This window comes from Dehalobacter sp. (assembly GCF_030063005.1).
Lineage (GTDB): Bacteria > Bacillota > Desulfitobacteriia > Desulfitobacteriales > Syntrophobotulaceae > Dehalobacter > Dehalobacter restrictus.
Window position 1 is genome coordinate 1 of the sequence record NZ_JAPDHR010000027.1, and the last position, 23,762, is coordinate 23,762.

Sequence of the window (23,762 nt, forward strand, 5' to 3'; positions counted from 1 at the left end):
GTTTTCTTCCGTCGGTTTGAGTATTCTATATCCGAAAAGGTTTGTTGCCCCATTTTTACCACCTGTTACTGTTTTCTTTAATTTTACCATTTTTTTGTCCGGGGGGCGATTTAATCAGTGTTTCCCTAGAATTATTTTACCATATGAAGTCAAACCCCGCGACGGTACAGGAAGTGTAAAGGCGTTTAAATGGCCTTCACGGTGTCGAATACGTCATGGATGACATGGCATTCGGTTGAGAATACGGAAAACTCGTCTCAGGACGAGTTTTCTATTTGTGATATTCAATATCTCACTTCATTTGCTGGACGCTTCTTCCGTTCTAAATAATGAGCCTGGCAATAAGCGCATAAAGCGGCGCAAGAATCACACTTTTGATCAGTACGATGGCCAGGACAGCAAAAAACGGGGCAAAATCCACCATCATTGCCTGGTTACCAAGCCGTATTTTTCGAAAAGGCCTCAAAAGTGGTTCAGTGATATCGTAAATGATCCGAATAAATTGATTACTTGGCGAATGAGGTATCCAGGATAAAATACAGCGTATGATTACAAGCCATTCCAAGATCAGAAGGACCTTGTCGATAATTGCGTAACTCCAATAAAGAATCGTAATTCTGATTACCCCCCCAAGATTAATGCCTGTGGATGAATGCCTTCGGTTAATTGTTGGTTTTAGGCCAGAGGATATCCCGCTCGGTCGTTTTGTAATTCAGCTCGCCGCTAATATCCACATTATTTGGGACAAACAGAAAAATACCATTGCCAACCTTCTGCATATTCCCACCTAAAGCATAGGTCGTACCGCTGATAAAATCAACGATTCGCTGGGACAAATGACCGTCGGTCCGTTCCAGGTTCAGAATAACTGATTTGCGGGCTTTAAGGTGTTCGGCAATTCCCTGGGCTTCCTCGAAAGAGACCGGCTCTACGACGATGACCCTTACCTGCTTTTGGGTGTGAATGCTGACCACAGAAGCCTGTTTTCTTTTCAGGGCATTGTCTTTGTATGTTTCCCTGCTGAAGGATTCGCTCGGAGCAGGTTCTCTGAGCGCATTATCTCTGAAACTGCTGTTTCTGGACTTTTCTGCTCTTCCGGAATACTCTTCTTCTAATTCTTCAGGTTCGAAATCGTCCTCATCGTCCCCAAAACCCATAATACCTATAAATTTGTCAAGTATCTTTGCCATTTTCATCCTCCATGATTTTAATTTTTCTATAAGTTTTATTTAAAATATATTAATTCCTGTGTCCAAAAATCGTGCTTCCGACCCGGACAATCGTAGTGCCCTCTTCGACCGCAGTTTCATAATCCTGGCTCATCCCCATCGACAAGTGGGGAAGACCATCAGGCCCTCCGGCACCTTTCGTCAGTAAATCATCTCTGATCTCCCTGAGTTTCCGGAAATACCCTCTTGTTTCTTCGGGTCCGGCATTAAGGGCCCCAATCGTCATTAGTCCGTGAACAGTCACATAGGGGAAATCGTGCACGCTATCCATAAAGTCCTGAATTTCTTCGATCTCGAGACCGGCTTTGGCCTCATCCCTCGCAACATTGACCTGGACAAGCGTCTTCCATCTGATCTGGCGTTTTTCCCCTTCCAGATTCAGCTTCTCCAACAGAGCAAAGCGATCCAGCGAATGAATGAGCGCGATGCTGTCGTCTAGGTATTTTACCTTATTCGTCTGCAGGTGGCCAATGATATGCCACTGGCAATCCTGCGGCAGCAAGAGATGCTTGGTCTGCCACTCCTGTACTTTATTTTCCCCGAAAGCCCTTAAGCCTGCCCTGTATGCTTCCATGATCCTGTCTTCAGGTACTGTCTTGGATACGGCCAGAAGTGCGATATCTTTCGGGCTGCGGCCTGCTCTCGCAGCAGCTGCCGCGATTTTTTGCTGTACTTCCGAAATGTTATTGACTATACTCATTGTACTCCTGCCGCCTTTGTTGGCGTATGATCATTTATATGTTCTACATTTTCCTTGATTTCCCTGCTTTTTATGCAAGAAATGGCTTGGATTTGTTGACTTTTTTAAAACTTTTTTAAATCAAGACTTTACATACATGCCTTCAATGCCCTCTACCGGGTTAACGACAACCCGAACGCCTTCTGGAAGACCTTCGACACAGACTAAATTCTCGTTGCTGTCCTTGACGATGACACTCTGGTAGCGGATCACGCCATCCTCCAGGACATAGACTCCTTTTTCCTCACCGGAGGTGCACAAGGCACTGGCAGGAACGACCGAACCCTTGGTCGGGGACCGAAATCTCCAGATAATTTCGCGTATCCTGTTCTCCGTTGTCCCTTGAACATATTGACTAAAACGGATCACTGCTCCTCCGGGCTGCGCCGAAAGTTTCATGACCGTACCATAGCATTCTTCGTCATCAATCACAAACTCAACAACATCTCCAATAGCCAGGGAATCCTGGATCCCCAGATACACAAATACCCAGCTCGGATAAAGGTTGTTCACCATCTTGCCGATCGGGGAATGCAGACTGACCGTGGTATTCTGACTGTTATCCGCAGATTGACCGTTCCCCTGGGCAGTCTCTGTCTGCTTCGTTTCTGTCCCGTCATTTTGCGTCTGGGCCAATAATCTGTCCAGATCCATATTCATCAGATTTTCCGATGTCATGATCTGTTCCAGCCCGTCCCGCTGCGAATAAAACAGGCCCGAAACCGGTGCGCTTATCCATATCCCTGAGTCAGATTGCTCATGTCCTACTCCGGCAGGGATCACGCGGGCTACTGATTCACCCTTTTTAAATCTTCTTCCTTCCGCGCCAACCAGTACAACGGTTCCTTCAGCCGGCGCCGTCAGTACGGTTTCCGTATTGGCAAATACGGCCTTCACTGTTTTTTCGTGTTGTACAAGGCCCTGATGAACAGTCTCAAACGAAAGTGAGCCGGCAATCCACGATGACCGGTAATCCCAAAGGAATAGGCCGATTATAGACAAAACCAATATCATAAAAAATACATTAAATCTTTTTCTGGTTTTTTTAGCCATCATCATTCCTCTTACAAACAGTACTTATGAGAATCCGATATAAGCGGCCATCCTGCCGGTTATCCCTTCTCTCCTGTAAGAAAAGAATTCCCCGGCATGACAAGATGTGCACATTTGAGCGGTCGATATATTCTCTGCACGAATTCCGGCGGAGATCAACAACTGACGGTTTGCTTCCTGTAAATCCAGACTGTACTCACCCGGTTCCGTTTCCGAAAGCACGGAAGGTTCGTTCCATTTTTCTCGAAATATTGAAGCGACGGAATCTCCAACGACATAACAGCACGGTCCGATGCAGGGGCCGATCGCGGCCAAACATTCTTCCGCATCAGCTCCAACTTGAATCATCCTGTTCACCATCTCTTGGACGATATTAGCTGCCGTTCCTCTCCAGCCGGCATGCGCAAGCCCGATGATTCTGCTGCGCGGATGAAAAAAGAAGACAGGCACACAATCCGCATAAAAAGTTAGCAACCCTACATCCTGCGCTGTAAGCATTCCATCGCAGGATGGCAGCGCCGATACCAAATCCTGCATACCCCTGCCCCGGTCTTTTTCTGTTACAAACCGTACAGCAGTGCCGTGAACCTGTTCAGCGGTGACACAGTCTTCTGGTGAACGCCCTATTCCGGCCAGAAATATCCGTCTATTATGTAAAACATCATCAATCGTATCACCGACATGCAAAGCCAGATTCAAAGAGGAATAAGGCGGGCTGCCGACGCCCCCGTCCCTGGTCGAGAACACGGCGGTTACTCCGTGAAGGGACCATTTAGGAATTTTCAGGTAAGCCAGCCCGCCGACCGTTTGTCTTTCCCATGCCATATGATTATACCTCATTGCAGTCAAACCTTAAATCATCTCTATCTATTATATCGAAAAAAACCTTTGAATACAGCTCTTTTACAATTTTTAATAGTTGATATTGATTAAATCCCTGCCGTCGACCAGGATTACATCAATACCGATCTTGATCACTTTTTCCCAAGGAACAAATACGTCGCCCGCCTTCCCACTGCCAAAGAAGCCTTTCGCCCGGGAGGAAGCCATGATAACGATGCCTTTCACAATTCCTTTTTCCAAATCCAGATCAAGGTCGATGACCGGCCCTAAGCGCCGCCCGTCCTCTATATTGATAATATCGAGTACCCTCAATTCAGAGACTCTCATGGCAAAGCCCCTCCTCTCACTTACTATCATATGAGGAGGGGTTGCAATCATGACATATTTGAATTGAATTTAGACATGCTTGCGCATATACTTCAGAGCTGCCTTTTCCAGGCGGGAAACCTGGGCCTGGGATATCCCAATTTCTTCGGCCACTTCCATCTGGGTTTTACCCTGGAAGAAGCGCAGTGAAATAATCTTCTTTTCCCTTTCTCCGAGTTTGCCCATACCTTCCTTGATCGAAAGTGATTCCAACCAAAGTTTGTCCGACTGTTTGTCATCACCGATCTGATCCATGACAAAAATCGGATCGCCACCGTCATGATAGATCGGTTCAAAAAGCGACACAGGTTCCTGGATCGCATCGAGCGCAAAAATAACATCTTCGTGAGAGATTTCCAGTTTCTCGGCAATCTCATTGATTGTCGGCTCCCGCGAGCACTCGGACGCCAGCTTATCCCGAACCTGTAGGGCTTTATAGGCGATATCCCGTAAAGATCTGCTGACTCTGATCGGATTGTTATCCCTTAAATAGCGCCGTATCTCCCCGATAATCATTGGGACAGCGTAGGTAGAAAACTTGACGTTCTGACCAAGATCAAAATTGTCGATCGCCTTCATCAAGCCGATACAGCCTACCTGAAAAAGGTCGTCCACATGCTCCCCTCTATTGCTGAACCGCTGAATCACGCTGAGCACCAGGCGAAGGTTTCCCCGGACTAGTTGTTCGCGAGCCGACTTGTCCCCGGCCTGAAATTTCAAAAACAGTTCTTTCATCTTGGCACCACTTAAGACGGGCAGTTTGGACGTATTCACTCCGCAGATCTCAACCTTGTTTAAGACCATTAAAATACCCTCCAGATGTGGTTTTTCATGGTTATTCTCTGGAGAGTATGCCCTGACAGCAGACAAGTTATTCCAAATCGTCATTCCAACCGGACAAATTCTTTCCGCAGCCTGCGTATGATGCGCTTTTCGAGTCTGGATATGTATGATTGCGAGATCCCGAGGCGGTCAGCCACCTCCTTTTGCGTCTTTTCTTCGCATCCGCCCATGCCGAATCTAAGCTCCATGATCAGTTTTTCCCGCTCACTTAGACTGCCCATTGCGAGGTCCAGCAGCTGCCTGTCGACTTCCTCTTCAATCGGGCGCGAGATGATATCGTTCTCGGTTCCCAGTACATCGGACAGAAGCAGCTCATTGCCGTCCCAGTCGATATTCAGAGGTTCATCGAAAGAAACCTCTGTCCTTATTTTATTATTTCTGCGCAGATACATCAGAATTTCATTTTCAATACAGCGGGAAGCGTAAGTGGCCAGCTTGATTTTCTTGGCGGGATCAAAGGTATTGACCGCTTTAATCAAACCGATCGTCCCGATCGAGACCAAATCCTCGATACCGATTCCCGTGTTCTCAAATTTGCGGGAGATATAAACAACCAGTCTTAGGTTGCGCTCGATCAACATATCTTTCACCGAAAGGTCCCCATGCTCGAGTCTCGTGATCAGATATTCCTCTTCTTCCAGTCGCAGCGGGGGCGGCAGGGCTTCGCTGCTGCCGACATAAAAGACCTCCCTTACCCGATGCAGTTTCAGGAACAAAAAAATTAATTTTCTCTTAAATGCTGACATAACTACCCTATAGTACTGTTTGATGCGGTTCATCAGGCGATCTCCTCCTTGCCAACTGGCTTTTGAATATGTTCCGGATGCAGCAGGGCCACAAATTTACCTTCCGAGTTCAGACCATGCGGGACCAAGGCGGCGGTAACGGCATGTTCCCATACCTTTTCCCCCTGACGGATCTTAACAGATCCGAGCCGGATTCCCGGCAGCCAGGTCTGGCCATTGATTCCCCTGGCGGAAATAAACACCATTTTTTGTATACAGGGGTCTTCACTATTCCAGATATAAGTCCAGGGGTTGGCACTTTCCCGCCAGGGCATAAGCAGAAACCTTTGAATTCCTTCCGGCAGGGCCTGGGCCACAGCTTTTTCTTCCACAACCATCACAGGTGTCCCGGTCAGCGGATCCCGCAGTTCGTTTCCGGTATCCAGCAGTGCCTTAATCTGTGCCTGCCGTCCATTTTCAAAAGACAGCTCAACCTCGTAGCATACATTATCGAGAAATAACGTCGTTTTTTGGATTCTCTCCCAGACCCGGCAGCCTGCGGTCAGAATCAGGGCAATCACAGGCAGGACCCATAAATCCTTTAAAGCCAGCCCTGTGCCTTCCAGCCCAAGCCAACCCGCCAGCGCATAATAGATTCCGGCGCTTAAGGATGCCAGAAGGCTGAAATACAGGAGTCCTTTAGCCAGGTCAAGGATTGTTCTGGTTTTCAAAGCTACTGCGACCATGCCGACAGGAATCAGGATTCTGGAAACAGCGATGACCCACGAGGGACCAAAGATGATGAATACAATTGGCAGCTCGCCAAGAAGAACTGCTCCCAGTAGATTTCGAACCTGAATCTTTTTTCGAAGCAGATGGGCCGTAAAAACCAACAAAAAAGCATCCATAGCCCCATTGATGAACAGAATAATATCCAGGTAGACCATACCCGAAATCCTTTCTGCGCGAAGTCATTTCATTAACAAATTATACCTCTGCACAGAGAGAAATCCTGTCGCTTTACGTGGGCTTGGGATGCGATTTTTTTGGCTAAGGGAATACAGATTATGGGGGATATTTGGTTATTTTTTCTTTTCCGGGGTATCAGCCTTGCCCAAAGCACCCCGCTTGCACGTTCTCGCAGCTGCTCGCTCTAATCCTCGCTGACGTGCCAAACCTCTGGGATTCAATGTATGTGGTCGCTAAATTAACCACCAGCATATTGGTGGTAGTTCGTTAAATATTAACGTTTGTGGAAATTACGTCGTCTTGCGGCGGATTACCTGATCTAAAGCTGTAAAAGTCTGAGGTCCCGCAATCCCATCTTGGGTAAGTCCATAATTTCTTTGGAAAGCAATCACAGCTTCCCTGGTCTTAGGCCCGAATACTCCATCATCCATTCCTGGGTCATAGCCGAGTTCTTTAAGGATTGACTGCAGTGTAGCAACTTCCGGACCTCGGGAACCGACTTTGAGAAAAGCAGGTTCAGTAAGGGTCCTGTTCAAAGCTGCTATAGTTGCCGGACCTACAATTCCGTCCCGTACCAGCCCGTTATTTTGCTGAAAGGCCATTACTGTTGATTGGGTACGGGGACCAAAGATACCATCCGGATTCCCCGGATTATAACCCAGTTCGATCAGTGCAATTTGCAGCTGTCTGACGTCATTGCCACGCATCTCTAGCTTGAGAGTTCTAGTTAACCGAAGGCTCATTGAAGCTACCCCCTCGTAATTATCCTTATATTTTCTAGTAAGTTCTGGGCATTATCGTTTTTATAAGCTTACCACCATCTTATGTTTTCTTAGGGTGACTATGTGAAAAAGGCCTGTCCCAGAATCTGAGGCGCCTCAGATTCTGGGACAGGCCTGGCGGTGGTGAGTGGGTATCTGTAATTTGCTATGTTGTGCCGGTATTCTTCCGGAGTCGTTTTCTTTTAAGAGCCTGATCAGTCTTTCGGCAGTTTTCTGAGTTAATGAGGATAGCAAAAAAGACGCCTTATTTGAGACGCCTTCAGCATTAAATAGACCAACTTTTATGATTAAAAGTCGGTGTTTATCTTTTATACTTCAGGAAATTCGGGATATCCACGTGATCCTTGAATGGATTGAAGTCATCCATCTTGGCTGTTTCCTGTGGGTTCTTTACTTTTTTGACAAAGCTGGACCGCTGGTCAAAGCCTGTGGCGATGACCGTTACCCGGACATCATCTTTTAGGTTTTCATCAATGACTGCACCGAAGATAATGTTGGCCTCCTGATCGGCTGCTTCACCGACAATCTCGGAAGCTTCGTTGACTTCAAGCAGGGTCAGGCTTGGACCGCCGGTGATATTCAGCAGAACACCCTTCGCGCCTTCAATCGAGGTTTCAAGCAGCGGACTCGAAATCGCCTTGCGGGCGGCATCGACCGCTCTGTTTTCTCCGGAAGCCTGTCCAATACCCATCAGTGCCGAACCGGTATCGGACATGATGGTCTTGACATCGGCAAAGTCAAGATTGATAAGTCCCGGAATAGTGATCAGGTTGGAAATTCCCTGTACGCCTTGCAGCAGTACGTCATCTGCAATGCTGAAGGCTTCCTGGACCGTCGTATGTTTATCGACAACCTGCAAGAGTCTGTCATTTGGAATGGTAATCAGCGTATCAACCTTTTCCTTCAGTTCAAGGATTCCTCTTTCAGCCTGCATGGCTCTTTTGCGTCCCTCGAACGAGAAAGGCCTTGTAACAACGCCGACTGTCAAGGCTCCAATTTCCCTGGCGATCTCGGCAACAACGGGTGCAGCTCCCGTTCCTGTGCCCCCGCCCATACCGGCGGCAACGAAAACCATATCGGCACCGAGCAGCGCTTTGGCAATCTCGTCGCGGCTCTCTTCGGCCGCACTGTGACCGATCTCCGGATTAGCTCCTGCACCGAGTCCTTTGGTGAGTTTAATGCCGATTTGTATTTTTTCAGCTGCTCTGGACATTTGAAGCGCCTGAGCATCTGTATTCAGCCCGATGAACTCTACTCCTTTAAGACCAACGGAAATCATTCTGTTTACGGCATTGTTTCCGCCGCCGCCGACTCCTATTACCTTGATCCGTGCAAACTGCATCTCATCACTAATGAATTCGAGCATCTTTTCCCCTGCCTCTCCTTATTCTAGTCCTCATCTATTGGTTATGTTTTTCCGATGCAAACGGTTAATCGTCAACCCAACTATATGAGTTCGAGATGAGAAACTATTACTCCTCTTTTTCCGTCATAATATTTAAATTTTTTTGATTCCAATCAGGTTTTATGATATCTATTAATGATATGTCGGCGAACAATACTGATGTTTTGGAATAATCTGGTGCCAAAGGCCACCACGGCAGCAAGATACAGGTCTACGCCTATTCTGTCCCCGATAAATGCCAGCAAGCTGGCCATAATGATATTGACAATAAAACCGCTGAGGAAGATCGTGCTGTCGAAATGATCTTCCTGATAGGATCTTATGCCGCCCATGACTGAGTCCAGTGCACCTAAAATCGCCACTGAAAAGTATTTGGTATAATCAACCGGAATACTAAACGGACTTACAAACCCAATGAACAGTCCAATAATTAATCCGAAAACCGGCAGCAGCCACATGATCTATCCCTCGCTATCTTCCTAAAACAGGTTTCCCTGCAGTTAAATCGATATATTTAATTGCTTTTTCAACTGTTTTGTATTCTTCACTGTTTAACAATTCCTGAAGCAGCTTCAGCTTTTCTGTAAACTCGGCGTCAAATCCTATTTTCACTTCAATGCCGGAGGTCATATAAAGGCTTATTTGCCCGTCCGTTGTACTGTGAACCTCTCCAATCAGCGGCAGAAGTTCCGCAGGGGCTTGTCCCAGCAAAAGAAGGGCTTTGTTCAGATTCACATTGTTAATCTTTTGCCCAGGCCCGATTGTTTCAGGGACTTCGATTCCGGTCAGCACTGGGTTGTCTTCCGCGGGCCAGGAATCATAAAACTTCAGAATGACGCCATGAAGATCCACGACGACAACCCCGTCACCAGTTAAGATCATTGCGACCGGAACACGTTCCTGTACTTTGACCACCAGCGTTGCCGGTAGTTCTTTTTTTACCTGCACCTGATCAATCAGCGGGTGCAGCTTGACCTTCATCGCCAGGGCTTCGCTATCGGTCAAAAAAATATTCTCACCCTTTACTGTTCCCAAAAGCTGTAATACTTCATTCGCGGTGACATTGCTTAATCCTTCTGTCCTGACTTCCTTCACGTTAAAAAAATCTGATTTGGAAAACATATAAAATCCTACAGCAATGAGACAGATCAAAGCCGCTGCGTAGATCCAAAATGTATTTGATCTGGTTTGAGCCAAAATCTTCCTCTCCTGCTCTCGTTTTATCTATTTTACATTATCCGCCTGGCAAGGTGCAACACTATTGTTTGACAACCCGCTGTATTTTTGCTCCCAAAGCCCTGTATTTTTCCTTAAGATCTTCATAACCCCGGTCAATATGATCGATTCTCTCCAGAACCGTACCCTCTTCAGCAGCCAAAGCTGCCAAAAAGAGAGCTGCTCCAGCGCGCAAATCAGTTGCTTCCACAAACGCACCTTCGAGGTTGGGCCGGCCGTTAATAATTGCGGTTCTTCCCTCGACGGTGATTCTGGCACCCATCCGTCTCAACTCAGCGACATGCTGGAAGCGGTTTTCGAAAATCGTCTCGGAAACAATACTTGTTCCGTCAGCAATCGTTAACAGTGCCAGGAACTGCGGCTGCATGTCGGTCGGGAATCCTGGGTAGACCAGCGTTTTAATTTCGAGCGCTTTAAACTGTCCTTTTTGGCGTACCCTGACGCTGTCTCCATAAGGAGTCACTTCAGCCCCCCCCTGGCGCAGTTTGGCAATAATGGGGCTGATATGTTCGGGAATCACGTTTTCCACCAGGATATCCCCGCCTGTCATGACAGCAGCGACCATATGCGTGCCGGCTTCTATCCTATCAGGGATAACGGTGTGTTCCGTACTCTTAAGTTTCGCAACGCCGTCGATGCGCAGGACGTGAGTCCCAGCCCCTCTGATCCTGGCTCCCATTTTATTCAGTAGATTTTGCAGGTCAACAATTTCCGGTTCTCTGGCCGCATTGCGGATGATGGTTGTGCCTTCGGTTAGAACCGCAGCCATCATGATATTTTCCGTAGCCCCGACACTCGGGATATCCAGATAGACATCTCCGCCCCTGAGTTTCCCCGCTGTGGCCTCTATGTATCCATGTCTCTCTTCAACACGTACGCCGAGCTCCTGCAATCCTTTAATATGTTGATCCATCGGACGTGTCCCAATCGCACAGCCGCCCGGTCTGGATATTTTTACCCTTCCGTTTCGTGCGAGCATCGGGCCTAAAATCAAGTTGGATGCCCGCATTTTCCGCATTAACGCTTCATCGACAATGCAGTCATTCAGTGAAGAGGAATCAATGGTCAGTTCATTTGAGCTGAATTGTGTTTTACAGCCAAGGCTTTTCAGAACTTCGCCCATACAAAGGATATCTGTGAGATGAGGAATTCCTTGCAGTCCTGTTTTTCCATCGGCCAGAATGGCGGCTGCCATGAGCGGCAGTGATGCGTTTTTTGCTCCGCTGGTCCGAATACTTCCCTCAAGTCTTTGTTTTCCCGTAATGACATAACGATCCATCGTCATGTCTCCTCCCCCTTTAGCCAATTAAATGACGCGTATTTCTGTTTCGAGCTGAATATCAAATTTTTCGGACACATCTGTTTGAATTACCTGAATAAGCGTTAAAATGTCAGTGGATGAGGCGTTCCCTCTGTTCACAATGAAATTGGTATGTTTCTCAGATACCTGAGCATCCCCAAGGCGGCGTCCTTTCCACCCTGCCTGCTCGATCAGCCTTCCCGCGGAGTCTCCGACAGGATTGCGGAATACACTTCCTGCATTGGGATACTCCAGCGGCTGATGTTCTTTCCTTTTAGCCATAAGACCCTGCATCTGAGCCTGGATCACGGCCTGATCCCCTGGATGGAGGGACAGCGTACATTCCAGGACAATGCATTCCTTTTCTAAAAGGGAACTGCTGCGATACCCAAAAGCAATCTGGTTCTTCGGTATAATTTCAATTTTTCCCTCGGCCGTCAATACACTAACTTTCTTAACCAAATCACCAATTTTTCCGCCATAAGCACCTGCATTAATGGCTGCTGCTGCGCCGAGTGTCCCTGGTATCCCGCAGGCAAACTCGAGCCCGCTAAGGCCGCTCTCTCCTGCCTCCCGGGCCAGACGCATCAGAGGATAACCTGCTTCGGCCGTGACTTCTTCACCATGCCAGCGAATGCTGTCCATGGCTGTAACAACAATCACCACGCCCTTGAATCCGTGATCCGGCAGCAATACATTTGAACCCCGGCCCAGAAGCAGAAACGGTATGTTATTCTTCCTGCACCCATCAATCACGGAGACCAGTTCCTCAGTGTCCCGGGGCCAGACAGCAAGTTCGGTCATACCGCCGATCCTCCAGGTATTCAGCTTTTTTAAAGGATAATCTTTTTCAATCCTACCCTTTATGTTCGGTAAGTACATGATATTCCTTTCCCTTTTCCTTACAGCATATCGTATGCTGATCCGGCTTGCAGTGTTAAAGAAGTTTATCTCCAGGCATTCTGCAGGCAGAGATTGATAATGCGGTCCAAAGCTCCAGGCGCAAATACCTCCCTGGCCCGCGCGGCCATTTCTTCCAGTTTAAACGAATTCAACAGCACTTTTTGAACATTGTCCCACAAAATCTCCGCATTCAGTTCCTTATCTAAAATAACACAGGCTGCTCCCTTATTTTCAAAAGCCCTGGCGTTATATTCCTGGTGATTTTCAGCTGCATACGGGTACGGGATCAGGATACCGGTCTTCCCTGCAGCCGAGATTTCTGCCAGCGTGGATGCCCCAGCCCGGCAGATGCACAAATCGGAGCAGGCCAGAGCTTCAGGCATATGCTCAACGTAGGCTAAGATTCTCCATTGCTCTCTTTGCCAGTTGATGTTACGCGTTTCAAGCTCATGTAAAACCGTATCATGCGTCGCTGTCCCGGTTGCCCAGATCAGCTGGACATCCGGGTATTCGGCCAGCTTTGGCAGGAGTCCGGTCAGCGCCTGATTGATGCTCAGTGCACCTCTGCTACCGCCGGTGACCAAGATTGTTCTCTTGCCGGGATCAAGACCAAAGGCCTTAGCTCCGGCTTTGCGGTCAATCTTGCCGATTTCTTCCCTGACCGGCAGGCCGACAACCTTAAGCTTGTCTTTAACCCTAAAATATTTTTCACTTTCCGAAAATGTCAACAAAATACATTTGACCATTCTGGCCAATATTTTATTGGTCTTGCCCGGAAAAGCGTTCTGTTCGTGTAAAACGGTCGGGATACCAAAAAAGGCTGCTGTAAGTACCACCGGGCCGGATACATAGCCGCCGGTCCCTACAACCAGATCCGGACTGAATTCTTTCAAGATCCTTTTCGTTTCCCATAAGGCCCGAACGTTCGTGCCGGCTGCTTTCAGTATTTCGGCGCTTAACTGCCGCGGCATCCCTTGACCGGATATCCCGCGGAATTCGAGACCGTTTTCCGGAATCAGCTTCGCTTCCATGCCGCTTCTTGTTCCAACGTACAGGACACGGATATCATTCAGTCGCTCCTGCAGCGCTTTGGCGATTGCCATTGCAGGATAGATATGCCCGCCTGTGCCGCCTCCGGTTACAATAACCCGCAATTAAAAGACCTCCTCAGATCTGCCCGCAGCCGCAGAAATATTCAAGAGCAGCCCGGCTCCGATCATTGTAAATAAAAGTGATGTACCCCCATAGCTTAGGAATGGCAGGGTGATTCCCGTTACCGGCAAAACGCCCGATACCACACCCATATTGACCATTGCCTGGATCCCGATCAGGGATGTCAAACCCACGGCCATCAAACCAAGAAATGGTTCCGGCGCCAGCATGGCTGTCCGGAAGCCGCGCCAGATGAAAAGGAAAAAGAGCAGAACAACGAGTGAGGCACCGACAAAACCAAGCTCTTCTCCAACCATGGCAAAAATAAAGTCTGTATGGTTCTCAGGCAGATAAAGAAATTTTTGTCTGCTTTGACCGAGTCCCAGTCCGAATAATCCGCCAGGCCCGAGAGCCAGGAGCGACTGAATAGTCTGATAGCCCTTACCTGAAGGATCAGCCCATGGATCAAGGAAAGCAAAGATCCTGCGCATTCTGTACGGAGCAGCTGCAATCGCGGCAACCACCATCGCCAGCCCGGCCAGACCAAGGCCTGCCATGTGCCACATTCTGGCCCCTGCGGCCAGAAGCATAAAGAAAACAGTAGCGGCAATTACCAGCGTTGTGCCGAGATCAGGCTGCAGCATAATCAGGGCACAGACCACACCCAGCAAAGCCAGGGAAGGGATGATGCCCTTACGGAATGACTTGATTTGATAAGGATTCACGGTAAGGAACCTCGCCATGGTCAGCACCATGGCCAGTTTCGCCACTTCGGAAGGCTGGATGGACATCGGACCAAGTCCAATCCAGCGGGTTGCACCATTCACTGTCCTGCCGATTCCCGGGATCTTAACCAGGATCAGCAGAACCAAAGCTGTGTATAAAATAGGTTTCGCCCACTTATGCAGAAACGCGATATCGATCATAACGGCGACACCCATGGCTGCAAGCCCCAGAGCCACCCACAGCAGATCCGCTTTGAAATAATGATAAGGATCCTCATAGTACAGGTAGCCTTTCACAGCACTGGAACTATAGGTCATGATGATCCCGATCAGCAGCAGGATAAGAATCACGCCTAGCAGAACCGGGTCGACCTTTAGAAATTTTCGGATCACATAGCTCCCCCCTCCAAAATCATTCGGGTTCGCTATAATGCTTACGCACCAAATCCTTAAACAATTCCCCTCTTTCTTCATAACTTTTAAACATATCCCAACTTGTACAGGCTGGCGACAGTAAGACGACGTCACCCGGCACTGCCTCGGTAATAGCAATACTGACAGCATCCTTAAAATCAAGCGTCCGGATAATTTTCGGGAACCCTAAACGGACAGCAATCTCCTCGAGCTCTGGAGCCGCCATCCCCACTAAAATCAGACTTTTTACCCTTATACGTGCTTCCTGCAAGAATTCTGTCATATCAAGGCCTTTGTTTTTACCTCCAGCAATCAGCACGATCGGTTCCTCATAGGACTGAAGGGCTTTGATTGATGAGTCCGGATTGGTTCCCTTGGAGTCATTAATATACAGAATATCTTCAAATCTGCCAACGATTTCCTGGCGGTGTTTCACCGGCCGAAAGTGACGCAGTACGTCAGCAATTTTGGAGATATCGAGTCCGAACTCGAGCGCAGCTGCCACTGCAGCCATCACGTTCTCAAGATTATGGCCACCCTTCAACAGCAGTTCCTTGCGTCCGATGATCGTCGCGGCAACGCTATGATCTTTTTTCAGGACAATATCCTCTCCATTTAAGCAGATTCCGTCTGGCAAATTTTCCTTCAAGCTGAAGAATACCACCCGGGCCTTGGCTATAGCGGCTAATTCTTTAACAGTCGGATCATCCCAGTTTAGGATGGCCAAATCCTGTTCCGTCTGGTTTTCAAGAATCCTGGCTTTAGCTGCAGCATATTTCTCCAGTGAACCGTGCCGGTCCAGATGATCCGGTGTCAAGTTCAAAAAGATCGCAATGTTCACCCTGGTCTTATTAATCAGTTCCAGCTGAAAGCTCGAAAGCTCTGCAACGACAATTCCGTTCTGATCAAGATGTTCAACTTGGCCGCATAAAGCAAGCCCTATATTCCCAGCGACGACCGTCTCACGTCCGGTTTCCTTAGCCAGCTCTCCGACAAGCGTCGTGGTCGTCGTTTTGCCATTGCTTCCGGTTATGCCGGTAATCACTGCCCTTGAATCCCTCAAAGCAAGCTCTACCTCGCTCCAGAGTGGAATACCCGTCGCTGAAGCCTGCCGTATAAACGGCAGGAACGGGGAAACCCCCGGTGATAAAACCAGTAAATCGGGCCTGATATCCTTCAGCTCCGGTTCCCTTTCCAAAATAAGATGAGCAGCGTCCAGTTTCAATTCATCTATACCTGTAAGCTTGGCCAAAGGCTGCATATCAGTAAGAAAGACCTCCGCCGCTTTGCCCTGAAGCTTCCGGGCCGCAGCCAGGCCGCTCCTGCCGCCGCCTACGACCAATACTCTTTTTCCGGCTAATTCCACAGTACGATCCCTCCAACCTTAATTGATCATCAACCAAAAGGCGCTAACCCCAATCAACGTAAAGATGGCTGCAGCCAGCCAAAAAACACGTACAACCTTTTTTTCGCTCCAGCCGCCCAATTCAAAATGATGGTGCACCGGACTCATCCGAAATATCCTCTTCCCCCGGGTCTGAAAAGAAACAACCTGAAAAACAACGGACAGACCTTCCAGGACAAAGACCCCGCCGAGAATCAGCAAAACAAATTCACTCTTGCTGAGGACCGAGACCGCAGCCAGCGCTCCGCCCAGAGCAAGTGATCCACAGTCGCCCATAAAGATCCTGGCTGGGTGAATGTTAAACCTTAAGAATCCCAGACAGCCTCCCGCAATGGCCGCGGCAAAAACCGCGAGGTCGCTGGAAGAAACATCGATGCCGTCAATAAATCCTGTCCGCGCAGCCAGATAAGCGATGCCAACATAGCCGACAGCTGAAATAACTGTACAGCCTGCGGCCAGTCCGTCCAGTCCGTCTGTCAGGTTAACCGCATTGGACATATACACCACAATAAGTATGACCAGCGGATAATAGAAAATCCCTAAATCTATTTCCAAAGCAGTGAACGGAAGTTCTACCGCTGTACCCCTACCAAGGTACAGGGTGGATACTCCGACTAATATCACCGCAAGCAGGATTTGCCCGGTCAGTTTCTGCCATGCTCGTAAGCCAAGGTTCTGCTTCCTAATTACTTTTAAAAAATCATCCAGAAAACCAAGCAAGCCAAAGCCCAAGGTCACAAGGAGCATGGTTATTATTCCGGGTGAATAAGGTTTTTCCGCAATAATCAGCACCCCGGCTGTTATTCCAATAAGAAATATAAGTCCGCCAATCGTCGGTGTCCCGGCCTTGGCAAGATGCCGTTTGGGACCATCTGCCCTAATACTTTGACCAAATTTTAACGTACGCAGAACCGGAATCAAAAAAGGTCCCGCCAGAAGACTTACCAGCAGGGCAATTCCTGCCGCCAAATAGATTTTTTCCGTCACTTCCCGAATGTTCCTTTCTTAGCTAAAATAACTTAGTCATTGGGGTAGGTCTGCAGGCCACAATACCGCTTTTCGGCGAATTGCGGTATTGTGGCTCGCAGACCAACCCGAAAAAATATCGTCGTCTACTCTTCCTGACAAAGCGCACCGCTCACGCGCTCCATCCTCATGCCGCGAGACCCCTTAATTAAAATCCACACGTCACTACCCATCTCCTTAATAAGTGACTTCGCAAGCGAAGCGGCCTCAGCGCATTCGCTGCAAACATGAAGGCCGGAGACAGGGAAGCCTGCCTCCGAGGCTCCTTGCGCAATATCTTCAGCCATTTTGCCGACCGTGATCAGCGTGTTGATTCCCAACTTCGCAGCAGTCCGACCGACATCCCGGTGACCGGGGACGGCAGAATCCCCCAATTCATACATTTCGCCAAGCACTGCGATCGTCTTTGCCCCTCCCCTTTCAGCCAGCACGTGCAGTGAAGCTTTCATGGAGGTAGGATTTGCATTATACACGTCATTAATGATCGTACTCCCGAAAACGCCCTGCTGAATCTCAAGCCTCATTTTGGACAGTTCCATTTCCTCGAGTGCTTTGGCTCCTTCAGCCAGGGATACCCCTTTAGCCAGCCCAACACTCAAAGCCGCCAGTGCATCGAGCACATTGTGCTCTCCTGGCAGCGGGAGGCGAACCTCAGCTCTGTCCTCGCCGGATACAACTTCAAAACACGTCGTTAGCGTCCCGGAGCTGTGGATATTGACAGCATAAACATCTGGAGACGCATATTTACCGGAAATCCCGTAGAAGACTTTTTTCACATCAGCAGCGGCTGCCTTGTTGACACTGAACGCATCCTCTGCATTCAGCACGGCTATGCCTCCTTCCGACAGAGCGGCAACCAGTTCCCATTTGGCCTTCGCAATATTCTCCTGTGATCCTAACAACTCCAAATGTGTTGTCCCGATATTCGTGATCACAGCAACCGAAGGGCTGCAAATATGGCAAAGGGCCCTAATCTGCCCGAGTCCGCGCATTCCCATCTCCAGAACCATGATCTCGGTTCCTGCCGGTGCATTCAGGATGGTCAGTGGCAGCCCGATCTCATTATTATGGTTTTCCAGATTTTTATGAACCTTAAAGCTTTTAGCAAGTACGGCAGCCGTCATATCCTTGGTCGTAGTTTTGCCGCAGCTGCCGGTAATCCCAATGACCACAGGATCCAGCGTTTTTCTCCACGCCCTGGCTAAATCCTGCAAAGCCCGTAGAGAATCCTCCACAGCAATGATTGCTTTGCCTGCGGGAATAACCGGAAGCCCCAATTCTCCCAGGCTGCGGGTTTCCGCCAACGCAATTGACGCCCCGGCTTCAAAAGCTTTGTTGATGAATAGATGCCCGTCGGTCTTTTCTCCCCGGATCGCAGTGAACAGCACTCCTTCGAAAGCTGCCCTGCTGTCAATGACGCATCCCTTAAAATAAGCCGACTCCGAACCGTAAAGTCTGCCGCCAAGAATTTCGGCAATTATACCGCTATTCCACATAACCCAATCTCCTAAGAACTTTATCTGCTTCTTCCCGGTCATCAAAATGTATTTTCTCCGTGCCAAGAATCTGATAGTCTTCATGTCCTTTGCCGGCGATAAGTACCGTGTCCCCGGAACCGGCTGCCATACAGGCCTCGTCGATCGCACTGCGGCGGTCTTTTATCACCTTGTAATTGGCTGATTTAAGCCCCGGAATAATATCTTCAATAATTTCATCAGGATCTTCAGTCCGGGGATTATCTGAGGTTACGACAATGTAGTCGCTAAAACGGCTGGCGGCTTCTCCCATGAGCGGCCTTTTTTTTCGGTCCCTGTCCCCGCCGCAGCCAAATACTGTGATCAGCTTTCCAGCAGTAATTTCTCTGGCCGTACGCAAAACATTTTCCAGGCCGTCCGGTGTATGTGCATAATCGACAATAACCAGAAAAGGCTGGCCTTTGCGAATACTCTCAAATCTGCCCGGAACCCCTTTGATACTGTGAAGCGCTTGCATCACAATCTCAGTCGGATATCCGCTTTCCAGTGCCCAGGCAATTGCGGCCAAGACATTGTAAACACTGAATTTACCAGGGGTACTGTAAAAAAGTTCGGCGCTTTTCCCGTGAAAAAGCACGTCAAATTCAACACCTCTGTCTGAAAGCCTGATATTCACAGCCCGGTAGTCCGCCTCGTTGTCAACGCCATACGTGACTACCCTGCAACCTGCCTGTTCTTTCAGAAAAACGCAGGAGCCGTCGTCAGCATTGAGCACAGCCAGCTGGCCGGCTTTTCCGCCGTTCAAGCCGGAGAAAAGTAGCGCCTTCGCTTTGAGGTATTCCTGCATATCCTTATGGTAATCCAAATGATCCTGTGTCAGATTGGTAAAAATCCCGGCATTGAATACGCAGCCGTTGACTCTTCCCAAATCGAGCGCATGCGAAGATACTTCCATCACAGCGAGATCCACATTTTCCGCAACCATTTCAGCTAATAAAAGTTGAATTTCCGTCGATTCAGGCGTGGTATGCTGGCCGGGATACGCATTGTTTCCTATTCTGCTGCCAAGTGTACCGATCAGACCAGTTTTCTTGCCGCTTTGCTGCACGATCCGCTCAATCAGATGCGTCACTGTGGTTTTGCCGTTCGTCCCGGTTACACCGACAAGTTCAAGTCGGTCGGATGGTTTCCCGAAGACCTCAGCAGCTAAAAAACCCATAGCCTTCCGGGTATCCGTAAATTTAAGCTGGGGTACGGCTAGCGGCAAGAACTCCTCCACGGCTAACGCTGTAGCACCAGCCCGGACCGCAGCCTCGGCAAACGCATGACCGTCCGCCTGATAACCTCTAATGCATACATATAGATTGCCCGGAGATACCGTTCTTGAGTCATGAGCGATCCCATTAATTACCGTCTGCGTATCTCCAAGCACTTCAACCTGTTTCATAGTGTCAATGATTTCCGCCAGTGTTTTTTCAAAACTAGACACGAGCTACACCTCTTCTCAGCTATCTTACCACAATCATGCTTTTTTTTCTAACTCCATCCCGATTGTGACCTATCGTCTTTATTCGGCCAGGTCCGGATTCAGGCTGATCGGGATCCGCTCTCCCAGGTTTTCAATCGCTTCCACATCCGGGTCACTCACTTCCAGCCAGGGAGCTAAGGTTTCTTTACCTGTTTCCGTTCCGAGATAAAGCAGCACTGTCGAACCCTTTTCGATCTCTGCGTCACCATGCGGGATCTGGTCAATTACAACTGCGCCGCTTCCTTCAACTTTCACGTTGAATCCCTGTTTTTTAAGGGCGTTTTGAGCCTCAGCTGGAGAATACCCCAAAACGGAAGGCACTGTAGCGGCCTCTTTAACAGCGGGAAACTCCACACCATAAAGCGGTTCTCCCGGAGTGAGCGGAGCATTCAGATCAGGCTGGATGCCAAGATATTTCAGGGAATCGAGCATAACGCTCGAGAATACCGGGGCTGCCACGACCCCGCCGTAGAAAGGGACACCATCAATGACGACCAGAATCGCTAGACGTGGATTATCTGCCGGCGCAAACCCGATAAAAGAAGCAACATATTCTCCCTGGATATAACCGCCGCTGCCGACTTTCTGGGCTGTGCCGGTTTTCCCGGCTACCCGGTAGCCGGGAAGAAAGGTTCTTCTTCCCGTGCCATTGGTGACGACAGACTCCAGGATTTCACGTTCGAGCTTAGCTGTATCCTCACTGATGACCCGACGTACCGTCTTATTTGCAAATGGGACAACCACTTGACCCGTTTGCAGCGTGATTTCCTGAACCAACTGGGGCTCAAGCAGCGTGCCCCCGTTGGCAACTGCCGAAACTGCTGTCAGGAGCTGAATAGGGGTAACATTATTGGTTTGGCCAATGGACATCGTAGCCAGATCCAAGGCCGTTGCTTTCTTCTTTTTGGCCAGGATACCTTTCGCCTCTCCGGACATTTCAATCCCTGTCTTCTGCCCGAAACCGAACGCCGTCAGATATTGATAAAACTTATCCATCCCGAGGCGCTGCCCCAGCATAATAAATCCCGGGTTGCAGGAGTTCTCGACAACTTCCACCATGGTTTGAGTTCCGTGCCCGCCAGCTTTCCAACAGCGGATTTTTTTGTTTAAAATTGTCGCATAACCGGGATCTGTAAAGCTTTCTTTCGGGTTATAGTCACCCTCTTCAATCGCTGCTGCGAGTGTAATGATCTTAAAGGTTGACCCTGGTTCATAGCCATTTTGAATTGCAATATTCCGTCGGGTTGACGCATTGGACGCTTGGTAGTTATTCGGATCATAAGTGGGTGCAGAAGCGATCGCCAGCATCCGTCCTGTTGAAGGCTCCATAACAAGAATAGAGGCATTCTTTGGGACTTTGCCTTCCATGTTGACACCCTGGCCGGCCATCAGTTTAGCCAGCTCTCTTTCGGCAAAAGCCTGGATGTTTTTGTCTATGGTAAGTTTGACTGTATTTCCCTGAACCGGCTGGATAAATTCATGCTGGCCTCCGGGAATTTTTATGCCGTTTGCCCCGTATTCGGTAAGGATGCTGCCGGATGTTCCTGTAAGCTCTTCATCCCTGGAGTATTCAATTCCTTCCAGCCCCTGACTGTCAATTCCGGTAAAACCTAAAATATGCGCCGCCAGTGAGCCATTCGGATAAAACCGTGTACTGTCTTCGATAATACCGATACCCGGGAAATTTTTCCCGGTGATCTCTGCCGCAGCTTCCGCAGATACTTTCTTTTTGACATACTCGACGGAAGTCCGTTTCGTAATTTTTTGCAGGACCTGTCCTTGCTCCATATCCAGAATAGCGGCAAGTCCGGCCGCTATTTCATCCTGCCTCTTGGATTTTCTGACTTCGGCCGGAATCGCATAGACTGTCTGGGCACTGACACTCATCGCTAGGATATTGCCGTTGCAGTCTTCAATATTGCCTCTTTTAGCTGCGACCGGAACGCCGCGGTAATGCTCGGCATCCGCCAGGTCTTTTAGAAAAGGGCCGTCCCGCAGCTGAACAAACGCGAGCCGGATAATCAGAATCAGCAGGAAAAGGCTGCATAGCCCAAATAATAAGAGAATTCTTTTACGCGTCTTGATGTATTGCACCATAGAAAATCTACCCCTTTTGAACAGAGGTAGATTAAACTCAGGCGACGCTATCTTTGGGTTGAAGCAAAAAAACTAGAAAATATGCTGAATACATTTCCAAGTATAGAATTGGCTTTGCCTTCATCCGGCACCGCCGCAGTCTTCTGAGTTTGGTCAACCTCTGCTGTACTCTCAGGCTGGATCAGGCTGCTGGCGATATAGATCGTTCCTTCCGGCTTCTCCATGCCCATCGCCAGAGCAACCTTTTCAATTCTGGAAACGGAGCTGAGCTTGTCGACTTCAACCTGCAACAGATCATTTTCTACGTTCAGGGTCTGAATTTCTTTTTGCAGGGCTTTGATTTCCGCAGCTTTGACCACGGTGATGTGTACTGTTTTGGCCCCAATCAGACCGAACATTCCAATGATCCCCAACATGACCAAGAGCGCTATGGCCCGGTACTTCAACATCTGAGAGGTCTTTTTGGACGGGGTGGCTTTTTTGGCCTTTGGCTTGCCTTTATCAACAATTTGATCATATTCCTGATAGGCAAAGGATTCATTGAATTGTAGTTTTCTCTGTGCTGTTAACATCGTATTCTTCTCCCCCCCTATTTAGACCTTAAGTTTCTCAGCAGTACGAAGCTTGGCGCTCCGCGATCTGGGATTATCATTTTCCTCTTCCCTGGATGGAACAATCGGTTTTTTATTGACCAGCCTCGCAAGGGGTTTTGCCCCGCAGCAACATACCGGAAGAGAAGGCGGACATGTACATTTGCCCATCCAGGACTGAAATTTGTTTTTAACAATTCTGTCTTCCAAAGAATGAAAGGTAATGACGGCTATTCTTCCGCCATCCTGCAGGCAACGCAGAGCCTGATCCAATGTTTCTTCCAGTACCTCAAGTTCTTTATTCACAGCAATCCTTAAAGCCTGAAAAGTGCGCTTGGCAGGATGAGGTCCCTCTCTGCGGGCTGCAGCAGGGACCGCATTCTTTATGATTTCAACAAGTTGCCCTGTTGTTCTGATTCTATCGTGAGTTCGGGCTTCGCCAATAAACTTTGCAATTCTCAGCGCCCATTTTTCTTCTCCGTAATCCCGGACGATTCCGGTCAGGTCTTCCACACTCCAGCTGTTGACGATTTCTTCGGCAGTAAGCGGTTTTCTGCGGTCCATGCGCATGTCGAGCGCTGCATCCTGCATATAGCTGAAGCCTCTTTCCGCTTCATCCAGTTGGGGCGACGAGACCCCTAAATCATACATGATCCCCGCTACCGGCAATAAGCTATTCGCTCGAATCGTATCCTCAAGTTCCACAAAGTTCTTTTGAAAAACAGTGACTCTTGAGTCATTGGTGAACTTCATACGGGCATTGGCAACAGCAGTTTCATCCTGATCAAAACATACCAGCCTGCCCGAAGCACTCAACCGCTGGAGCAACAGTGCCGAGTGTCCGGCTCCCCCCAGCGTACAGTCCACGTATAGTCCGTCAGGGTCTGTAAACAGCATTTCAATTGTCTCTTGCAGCAGGACGCTTTTGTGTTCAAAAACCACTTGAGAGCCATTCCT

Annotated in this window: 24 protein-coding genes; all 24 read right to left on the reverse strand. The window is 48.8% G+C overall.

The window, feature by feature from the left end:
- Nucleotides 1-322 precede the first annotated feature (322 nt).
- Nucleotides 323-712, reverse strand: a complete 390-nt coding sequence (locus OKX56_RS15035) for a YggT family protein (RefSeq protein ID WP_502851079.1) — start codon at nt 710-712, stop codon at nt 323-325.
- Entirely contained in the window at nt 663-1,190 is a 528-nt protein-coding gene (locus OKX56_RS08500; protein WP_019226197.1) for a cell division protein SepF, read from the reverse strand. Before OKX56_RS08500 ends, OKX56_RS15035 begins: the two co-directional genes overlap by 50 nt.
- Nucleotides 1,191-1,239: 49 nt before the next feature.
- Nucleotides 1,240-1,929 (reverse strand): YggS family pyridoxal phosphate-dependent enzyme, encoded by a 690-nt coding sequence (locus OKX56_RS08505; protein ID WP_019226196.1) that lies wholly within the window; start codon nt 1,927-1,929, stop codon nt 1,240-1,242.
- 120 nt (nt 1,930-2,049) lie between these two features.
- The gene (locus OKX56_RS08510) at nt 2,050-3,021 is read right to left on the reverse strand and encodes an efflux RND transporter periplasmic adaptor subunit (RefSeq protein WP_019226195.1); all 972 of its coding nucleotides are present in this window, start codon (nt 3,019-3,021) and stop codon (nt 2,050-2,052) included.
- 24 nt (nt 3,022-3,045) lie between these two features.
- A complete protein-coding gene (gene pgeF, locus OKX56_RS08515) occupies nt 3,046-3,846 on the reverse strand; it encodes a peptidoglycan editing factor PgeF (protein WP_019226194.1) in 801 nt (266 codons plus the stop codon).
- Between the two features lie 87 nt (nt 3,847-3,933).
- Nucleotides 3,934-4,191 carry a YlmC/YmxH family sporulation protein gene (locus tag OKX56_RS08520; protein ID WP_019226193.1) on the reverse strand — a complete coding sequence of 86 codons (258 nt, stop codon included), beginning with the start codon at nt 4,189-4,191 and terminating at the stop codon, nt 3,934-3,936.
- A 69-nt stretch (nt 4,192-4,260) separates the two neighbouring features.
- Nucleotides 4,261-5,034: an RNA polymerase sporulation sigma factor SigG gene (gene sigG, locus OKX56_RS08525; RefSeq protein WP_019226192.1), complete on the reverse strand. Its 774-nt coding sequence runs from the start codon at nt 5,032-5,034 to the stop codon at nt 4,261-4,263.
- Nucleotides 5,035-5,114: 80 nt separating this feature from the next.
- Nucleotides 5,115-5,819, reverse strand: a complete 705-nt coding sequence (sigE, locus tag OKX56_RS08530; RefSeq protein WP_051008283.1) for an RNA polymerase sporulation sigma factor SigE — start codon at nt 5,817-5,819, stop codon at nt 5,115-5,117.
- Nucleotides 5,820-5,851: 32 nt separating this feature from the next.
- Complete coding sequence (locus OKX56_RS08535) at nt 5,852-6,745, reverse strand: sigma-E processing peptidase SpoIIGA (protein WP_019226190.1); 894 nt, start codon at nt 6,743-6,745, stop codon at nt 5,852-5,854.
- A 312-nt stretch (nt 6,746-7,057) separates the two neighbouring features.
- On the reverse strand, nt 7,058-7,510 hold the full coding sequence (locus OKX56_RS08540) for a peptidoglycan-binding domain-containing protein (RefSeq protein WP_019226189.1): 453 nt from the start codon (nt 7,508-7,510) through the stop codon (nt 7,058-7,060).
- 340 nt (nt 7,511-7,850) lie between these two features.
- Nucleotides 7,851-8,915 carry a cell division protein FtsZ gene (ftsZ, locus tag OKX56_RS08545; protein ID WP_019226188.1) on the reverse strand — a complete coding sequence of 355 codons (1,065 nt, stop codon included), beginning with the start codon at nt 8,913-8,915 and terminating at the stop codon, nt 7,851-7,853.
- A 152-nt stretch (nt 8,916-9,067) separates the two neighbouring features.
- On the reverse strand, nt 9,068-9,412 hold the full coding sequence (locus tag OKX56_RS08550) for a small basic family protein (protein ID WP_019226187.1): 345 nt from the start codon (nt 9,410-9,412) through the stop codon (nt 9,068-9,070).
- A gap of 13 nt (nt 9,413-9,425) precedes the next feature.
- The gene (locus OKX56_RS08555) at nt 9,426-10,151 is read right to left on the reverse strand and encodes a cell division protein FtsQ/DivIB (RefSeq protein ID WP_019226186.1); all 726 of its coding nucleotides are present in this window, start codon (nt 10,149-10,151) and stop codon (nt 9,426-9,428) included.
- Nucleotides 10,152-10,212: 61 nt separating this feature from the next.
- Nucleotides 10,213-11,475: a UDP-N-acetylglucosamine 1-carboxyvinyltransferase gene (gene murA, locus OKX56_RS08560; RefSeq protein ID WP_019226185.1), complete on the reverse strand. Its 1,263-nt coding sequence runs from the start codon at nt 11,473-11,475 to the stop codon at nt 10,213-10,215.
- A 21-nt stretch (nt 11,476-11,496) separates the two neighbouring features.
- Nucleotides 11,497-12,372, reverse strand: coding sequence for a UDP-N-acetylmuramate dehydrogenase (gene murB, locus OKX56_RS08565; RefSeq protein WP_025206026.1), 876 nt, complete (start codon nt 12,370-12,372; stop codon nt 11,497-11,499).
- Between the two features lie 65 nt (nt 12,373-12,437).
- The gene (gene murG, locus OKX56_RS08570) at nt 12,438-13,547 is read right to left on the reverse strand and encodes an undecaprenyldiphospho-muramoylpentapeptide beta-N-acetylglucosaminyltransferase (protein ID WP_019226183.1); all 1,110 of its coding nucleotides are present in this window, start codon (nt 13,545-13,547) and stop codon (nt 12,438-12,440) included.
- Complete coding sequence (gene ftsW, locus OKX56_RS08575; RefSeq protein WP_019226182.1) at nt 13,548-14,663, reverse strand: putative lipid II flippase FtsW; 1,116 nt, start codon at nt 14,661-14,663, stop codon at nt 13,548-13,550.
- Between the two features lie 19 nt (nt 14,664-14,682).
- Entirely contained in the window at nt 14,683-16,050 is a 1,368-nt protein-coding gene (murD, locus tag OKX56_RS08580; protein ID WP_019226181.1) for a UDP-N-acetylmuramoyl-L-alanine--D-glutamate ligase, read from the reverse strand.
- A gap of 18 nt (nt 16,051-16,068) precedes the next feature.
- Nucleotides 16,069-17,076: a phospho-N-acetylmuramoyl-pentapeptide-transferase gene (mraY, locus tag OKX56_RS08585; RefSeq protein ID WP_019226180.1), complete on the reverse strand. Its 1,008-nt coding sequence runs from the start codon at nt 17,074-17,076 to the stop codon at nt 16,069-16,071.
- Nucleotides 17,077-17,201: 125 nt separating this feature from the next.
- Nucleotides 17,202-18,611 (reverse strand): UDP-N-acetylmuramoyl-tripeptide--D-alanyl-D-alanine ligase, encoded by a 1,410-nt coding sequence (locus OKX56_RS08590; RefSeq protein ID WP_019226179.1) that lies wholly within the window; start codon nt 18,609-18,611, stop codon nt 17,202-17,204.
- On the reverse strand, nt 18,601-20,079 hold the full coding sequence (locus OKX56_RS08595; RefSeq protein WP_019226178.1) for a UDP-N-acetylmuramoyl-L-alanyl-D-glutamate--2,6-diaminopimelate ligase: 1,479 nt from the start codon (nt 20,077-20,079) through the stop codon (nt 18,601-18,603). The genes OKX56_RS08590 and OKX56_RS08595 overlap by 11 nt, the downstream gene beginning before the upstream one ends.
- Nucleotides 20,080-20,157: 78 nt before the next feature.
- Nucleotides 20,158-22,215 carry a penicillin-binding transpeptidase domain-containing protein gene (locus tag OKX56_RS08600; RefSeq protein WP_019226177.1) on the reverse strand — a complete coding sequence of 686 codons (2,058 nt, stop codon included), beginning with the start codon at nt 22,213-22,215 and terminating at the stop codon, nt 20,158-20,160.
- A 47-nt stretch (nt 22,216-22,262) separates the two neighbouring features.
- Nucleotides 22,263-22,787: a septum formation initiator family protein gene (locus OKX56_RS08605; protein WP_019226176.1), complete on the reverse strand. Its 525-nt coding sequence runs from the start codon at nt 22,785-22,787 to the stop codon at nt 22,263-22,265.
- Between the two features lie 21 nt (nt 22,788-22,808).
- Nucleotides 22,809-23,747 (reverse strand): 16S rRNA (cytosine(1402)-N(4))-methyltransferase RsmH, encoded by a 939-nt coding sequence (rsmH, locus tag OKX56_RS08610; RefSeq protein WP_287896176.1) that lies wholly within the window; start codon nt 23,745-23,747, stop codon nt 22,809-22,811.
- Nucleotides 23,748-23,762: the final 15 nt, after the last annotated feature.